Annotated in this window: 8 protein-coding genes; 2 read left to right on the top strand and 6 right to left on the bottom strand. The window is 36.7% G+C overall.

Annotated features, from left to right (window positions below):
* Positions 1-409 (top strand): DUF5615 family PIN-like protein (locus AC2JBO_RS41925; protein WP_496959546.1); only part of this gene is annotated, 409 nt, incomplete at its 5' end.
* 21 nt (positions 410-430) lie between these two features.
* Here AC2JBO_RS41925 and AC2JBO_RS41920 read toward each other — a convergent pair.
* Both AC2JBO_RS41920 and AC2JBO_RS41915 read right to left on the bottom strand, forming a co-directional pair.
* The gene (locus AC2JBO_RS41920; RefSeq protein WP_496959545.1) at positions 431-1,873 is read right to left on the bottom strand and encodes an SAM-dependent methyltransferase; all 1,443 of its coding nucleotides are present in this window, start codon (positions 1,871-1,873) and stop codon (positions 431-433) included.
* Positions 1,870-2,532: a type II restriction-modification system restriction endonuclease gene (locus tag AC2JBO_RS41915; RefSeq protein WP_496959544.1), complete on the bottom strand. Its 663-nt coding sequence runs from the start codon at positions 2,530-2,532 to the stop codon at positions 1,870-1,872. The genes AC2JBO_RS41920 and AC2JBO_RS41915 overlap by 4 nt, the downstream gene beginning before the upstream one ends.
* Before the next feature lie 35 nt (positions 2,533-2,567).
* On the opposite strand from AC2JBO_RS41915, the gene AC2JBO_RS41910 reads away from it, so the two are divergent.
* Positions 2,568-3,461: a phosphotransferase family protein gene (locus AC2JBO_RS41910; RefSeq protein WP_496959543.1), complete on the top strand. Its 894-nt coding sequence runs from the start codon at positions 2,568-2,570 to the stop codon at positions 3,459-3,461.
* 165 nt (positions 3,462-3,626) lie between these two features.
* Here the strand turns inward: AC2JBO_RS41910 and AC2JBO_RS41905 are convergent, their stop codons facing one another.
* The 4 genes from AC2JBO_RS41905 to AC2JBO_RS41890 all read right to left on the bottom strand — a co-directional run.
* Positions 3,627-4,094: an EVE domain-containing protein gene (locus AC2JBO_RS41905; RefSeq protein ID WP_496959542.1), complete on the bottom strand. Its 468-nt coding sequence runs from the start codon at positions 4,092-4,094 to the stop codon at positions 3,627-3,629.
* A 224-nt stretch (positions 4,095-4,318) separates the two neighbouring features.
* Positions 4,319-4,858, bottom strand: coding sequence for a hypothetical protein (locus tag AC2JBO_RS41900; protein ID WP_496959541.1), 540 nt, complete (start codon positions 4,856-4,858; stop codon positions 4,319-4,321).
* Positions 4,855-5,358, bottom strand: coding sequence for a DUF4365 domain-containing protein (locus AC2JBO_RS41895; RefSeq protein WP_496959540.1), 504 nt, complete (start codon positions 5,356-5,358; stop codon positions 4,855-4,857). The genes AC2JBO_RS41900 and AC2JBO_RS41895 overlap by 4 nt, the downstream gene beginning before the upstream one ends.
* Positions 5,359-5,773: 415 nt before the next feature.
* Positions 5,774-6,372 (bottom strand): S-layer homology domain-containing protein (locus AC2JBO_RS41890; RefSeq protein WP_496959539.1); only part of this gene is annotated, 599 nt, incomplete at its 5' end.

Below are 6,372 nucleotides of genomic sequence, written 5' to 3'. Positions count from 1 at the left end.
TATAAAGACGAACTTTTGCCTTGCTTTTATACGGAATTTAAGAGCGATGCGAATAAACAAAGCATTTATGGCACCATTCAAAGTTCGTTTTTTGTTCGCTCCATTACCAGTAGTAGAATTTTTGCGGGTTTTAGCACATGATGTTTTAACTGTTCAAGAGGCAGGTAAAGCAAATCAACGAATTCCAGACCAAGAAGTGTTAGCTTTTGCCAAGAGTCAGGAACGCGCGGTTATTACGGAGAATCGTAAAGATTTTTTTCGATTGCATCGCATACAACCAAATCATGCTGGCATTATTGCATGTACAAATGACCGTGATTGGCAAGCATTAGCTAACCTAGTTCACAATGCCATTACAACAGAAGAATATTTACAAGGCAAACTTATTCGCATAGTACGTCCTACTTAGTCACGCCGCAAAAATGGTAGATTAGAACATAAACGTATTTCCTAATTTTGTTAGGTTGAGGCTGTTTAGGATATTAGATTTTATTGGGCGTTTATCGTCCCAGAATATTTGGGATGAGTAGAAAGCTATTACTTCTTGGGAGTTTAGAAGCTTGAATGTTTCATGTGCTGCTTTCTCGTCATCGAAGCTAAGAAAGTAAACTGTGTCATCGAAGACAACAGGTTTATTACCAATCTTCCCAACAAGTCTAAACTCTAATTTTTTATATAGTCCACAAATTGCTATTTTCCAACTTGCAAAAGTATAGGCGCCAACTCCAAAAATAGAGAACCGAGGATTTTTTTGATATATCTTACTTTTTCTATTGTCTAAATAACTTGCATAGTATTCTAAATATTCCCAAGTCTTAGGAGCAATGTCTTTAATACGCTCAGTCGCTTCACCTACAGATTTTTGAGTAACAATGACATATTTTTGAGTATTTAGACGATTTTGAGCAACATCAGAACCTTTGATAAGAGGATAAATATAAGTATCTTCTATATCTATAACGTCTCCAAAACCATTTATATATTTATCATCATGGCGCCGAAGTTCCATCACATTAGAACAATCATGCTTAATTCCAGAACGCCATTGTGTTGTAGAATTAGTATCATACAGATAATTTAACTCTTTAAAAGAGTCTATATCTTTGACTAAAATATTATTACAGTAACCAATTCGATGAGATAATGGACTGTCGAGACTAGAAAACACATTACAAAAATAGTTTTTTGCACTTGAGCCAAATTGACAAACTAGTAAACATGCTTCAACACTGGCGCCGAAATATTTTTTAGCATCTATACTATAAGTAGCACAATCACAAAGATTAAGCTGATTAGAATAAAGATAATTTAACAGCTTTCGAGCAACAGAAGTTTTACATAGCATTGCCAGGTAAGCATCACGGTTTTGTAACCAATGAGCAACCTGTATTAACATCCATTCTGAAATATCAAAATTGCTTTTACCTGTAATTGCCTCTAAACCATGATATTTTTGAAAGTTTGTTTTACTAGGCAAGTTTACACCTTCAATACATCCTTGTCGTGAATTTGTCACCCAAGGCAAATTACCTAGTACAAGAATATTGCCATTAATCCTATTTATAAGTGATGACCAATCAAATTGGAAAAAGTCTGCTTGTATAACATTAATAGACGCGCTAGACAGTATTTTTGATTTCTGATTAAATTGTTCTAAATAATTTTGATTTATTTCTATACCAATTATCTTATTTACATACTGAAATGATTGTGAAGCTGTTTCAATAAAATTACCAATTCCACAGGTTGGTTCAATAATTGTATCAGGTTTGATACCAAAATCAACTAATTTTTTACATACTCGATTAGCAAGTTCTAAGGGTGTCTGAAAATCTCCATACTCTAATCTTTGATTATTATAACCATTTTTCATACGATAAACCTATAAACTGATATTATACCTTGTTCTTGATTAGCACGCTCTATAACTCTTCCATATTGAAGTCGCCATTGTAAAGCATTAGAAATGGTTAAATACCCTTGTAATGGTCTATTTACTAGTATTTCATCGGCAATATTAGCAGCTTCTATTTCATCCACTGGTAAATTTCGGTCAAGCATAAAAGCGATTAAATCATCTTTGTTCCCTTGATTCTCCAGAATATTAATGATTCCACGAGTCATTTGAAAATCTCCTGTTCTTTCGGAACTCACAAAAATAGTATGCAAAATTTTTAAAGTAGCTGTTTTATCTGCGCTGTTATCATTCTTATCGTATACAAAAATTATCAACGAATACCCTAGCCCAAAAATCTTCTGTCTTGCTGATTTAAATGGACATGAAGATTGTGGTTGTCTAATACTTGTAACTTTAACATCAACAAGTAACCCTGGAAAATCTATACCACTTGCTGAATTTCCTTGTAAAAAATCATATTTCTGGTTTAGGTAAAGTTTGAACTTTTGCTCCAAGTATGTACCAATAGCTTTACCATCAGTAACACCATAAAGCAGAGGTTCTGGATGTTGAGACTCAAAAGAAGAAAATGTTGCAGCTTCTGAACACAGCGTTTCTACAGTTAAAATTTCCATAATATATGTAACCAGGCAAAACATTATATCCTAACATGGTCAATACTGAAGAAAACTTAACTTTACAAAAAGCTATACGCGCGGCTTGTGAAATTGCTGAGATTAACAGTATCTCATTTGACAAACCAATTATTCTTAGCAACCAAAGTAATGTACTCATACATCTGTATCCTACTTCAGTCGTGGCAAGAGTCGCGACAACAACAGGAACAGTTCGCAAAGGTGATGCATGGCTGAAACGCGAAGTAGCAGTTAGTACTTATTTAATAGAAAACGGTGCCCCTGTTATTCCTCCTAGCGAGCATTTGCCACCGGAACCATATGAACATAATGGTTTAATATTAAGCTTTTGGGAATTTGTAGAAGTTTTAGAACAACCACCTGACCCTGTTACTGTAGGTCGCGCGCTGCGTTGTTGTCATCAGGTGCTGAGTAATTTTCAGGGTGACTTAACTATGTTTAACCCGTTTAAGGAATCACAGCAGATACTAACACAACTTATTTCAGAAGGAGCATTTTCTGCTGACGATGCCGAAATGTTAGTTGGTATTAGCCAAAGATTAAATAATCAGATTAAACAAATTCAGGCGCCCATACAACCGCTTCACGGAGATGCTAATTTTTCCAATGTCCTAAATACAACGCGCGGAGTACTATGGGCAGATTGGGAAGATACATTTATTGGCCTTGTTGCTTGGGACTTGGCTTGTTTGGTAGCACGTGCGCGCGTATTTGGCACTGATATAGAACAAGCTGAGGCAGCACTTCAGGGGTACGGTAAAACTATAGATGAAGAGTTGTTAGATTTATTAGTTGAAGCGCGAACCTTTCAGACGCTGCTTTGGAACTATATTATTGGACAACATAATCCTGAAAGCTTGGAACGATTAAACGCACGGTTACAGTGGTTTAGGAAACGTAAAAGCTAAATCCTACACATACAGCAGATTTTAGGTAAATGTAGTACACACATAATATCCAAAACCTGTAGAGACGTTACATGTAACGCCTCTACCCGATTATGTAATTATTACGATAGATAAGAATAAATTCATACAAATATCTTTCTAGGGGTACATAGATAGGGTGCCGTATTATTGGTAAGTTTTCATTTTTATAATTTTTTCAGCAACTTCTGCAATAATGGGCATTACCGATAAACGATTTCCTTGTTTTACTACCATTAGCTGTTCTGGGGTAAACTTAGAGCGAAGTTGTGAAAGTGAGATTAAATTAGGGAAAGTCTCAACAAATTCTAGTACAACAGTTTGCCAGCGCGGAAATTCAGGAGTTGACTTGGGGTCGTAATAGTCGCTTTCTGGGTCAAACTGACTTGGGTCTGCAACTTCCGCTTTGACGACACGCATTAACCCAACAATACCTGGGGGATTTGTATTCGAGTGATAGAAAAAAGCTAAGTCTCCTTCTTGCATTTGCCGTAGGAAGTTACGTGCTTGATAATTGCGAACACCGTCCCAAATAGTTTTACCCTGTCGTTTGAGGTCAGAAATGCTATATACATCTGGTTCTGACTTCATTAGCCAATAATTTACCGAGTTCATATGCGCGCTTACCTGTAAAGCAATCTGCATTATCTCAAAATTTGGGATGGATTTTTCCGAAATCGTCAGGTGTGCTTGGGAAGTAGATAATATACAAACGGCTATATCGAATCTATATAAGTAAACTACGAGGACATACCCCAGCTTAAACCCAGTTTTAGTAGCTGGGTTTTTGTGTAATGGTTAATAATTATATTAATCAAATTTTCATTCAAAAATTATAATTAGCTATGTCCAAGCTTAAATTGGTGAGGATTTTTGAGAATAAATACGTCATTTTCTTTGATTAAATCGCCTTTACACTCAACTGGCAAGCGTTCTTGGTAGGCTTTGACGGCAAAAATGTAATCGTGATCAGCGAGTTCGGTATGTATAGAACGAAGTTTGTCGATAACAACACCGAGGAACGTTATTTCTCCACTCAAATTGTCTGCATTAGGGGTAGCTATATGAGTAACAACACCTTGAATAGTGGTATTAGGTGAATTTGTTATCAAGTCCCCTACTATATCAAGCTGCGGCCGATTCTCAGCATTTTCTAAAATATTTATAATTTCTGATATGCGAAGAGAATAGTCATCAAAATCTTGGTCTACAGGTAACTGAATTTTAAGATTATCCTCGCTCGTGCTAGCGCGCGTCCAAATAGAAACTTTGTTCGGTATCCTATTGCGTTCTTGCCAACCTGTTTTTTGTAAATAGGCTTCAAGGGAGAGCGGTTGAAGATGGCTAAGAACATTTATATCAGAAATAATTGCTTTCATAATGTTCCTCCTAATTTTATTTGTTGCATAAGTTTTTTTAAGGCATTTACTGTAAATAAGTTTTGACGGGGAATATAAACAGTAACTTTTTCAGTATTTTTCGTTTCTGCTTGTCCGCGTAAGGATATCCAATAAGCGCAACGCCGCATACAAAGTTCTGTTTCTGATTGATTAATCCATTCATCTAATGACTCAGGTATCAAAACAACTACTAAAATTCGAGGTACAACAGTTTTTTCCTTCCTTAACTCATTATAATTCTTTATCTTTAAAGGATATCTAACCGCTTCTGAACTTAAAACATCAAGAGATGTTGATTTAACCTGCAAGTCTAACTGAGGTTCATAAAGTGTATCATTGGCTACCGTACCAGTAATTGAAATATCAATACCACCTACATCCAAGACTCTTGAGGATTTTTGGAACGAGTAGCCCACTGCTGATGCGATAGCATAAATGTGAGCATAACTATATTCTTCTTTCTGGAGATTAATGTCCAAGGCGCTTGTCGTTTGATTATATATTTACCTAAGTACAGGTTACTTTAGCTTGTGTTTAGGCGCAAACAAAATTATTACTATTTGTTAGTACTTCTTGTTTACCTGTAAAGCAATCAGCATTATCTCAAAATTTGGGATGGGTTTTTCCGAAATCGTCAGGCGCCGCTGGGTAGTAGATAATATACAAACGGCTATATCGAATCTATATAAGTAAAGTACGGGGACTTACCCCAGCTTAAACCCGGTCATTAAGACTGGGTTTTTGTGTTTCTGCCATAGATTTTGCGGGTGGTCAGATTCCCGACAACTCTTACGAAGTCGGGAATCTTAACTCCCCAATTACTTGTAACCAATAACACATTTTTTGACATCCGTGTTCATCCGTTGCAAATCAACCCTGAAACCCGTCACATCTCTAAGCAATATAAGGCGAGTTTATTGCTGCTACACGTTTGGCATCTACTAAAGCTTGATACACCATAACCGCTACTTCCGCGCGTGTAGCTTCGCGAGTCGGGTTCAGTTGTTTGATGTTTGGATAATTTACAATGATTCGTTTCTCGCTAGCTATCGCTACTTGATCTTTTGCATAGTTGGGTATTTTCCCTTGGTCGTCGTAAGATTTTAATCCCAAAGCTGCGGTCGCAGTAAGTCCAAGTCCGCTAATTAGCGAAACTATTATTTGGACTCGCTCGATGTTTTCGTTGGGACGAAATGTATTGTTAGGATATCCAGAGAGAAATTGCCCTTGGTAAGCTTGTTGAATAACGCTATGTGCCCAAAAAGTTTCAGCTACGTCTCGGAATTTTATTGCTTGACGTTTGGCAGTTGGGTTAAATGCTTTAACTACCAATGCTGCATACTGCGCGCGTGTCATTGTTGCATCTGGTTTGTAAGTCTGATCGCGGAACCCAGTAACTATACCGAGTTTATTTAATTCTCGAATAAATGCTTCTGCCCAATGCCCATTTATATCTACTAATTCACTACTGCCTGGTGATGGAGATGGTACGG

The organism is Calothrix sp. CBUCES-K 9914 (genome assembly GCF_059640475.1).
This window is presented reverse-complemented; position numbering and strand designations above follow the sequence as displayed.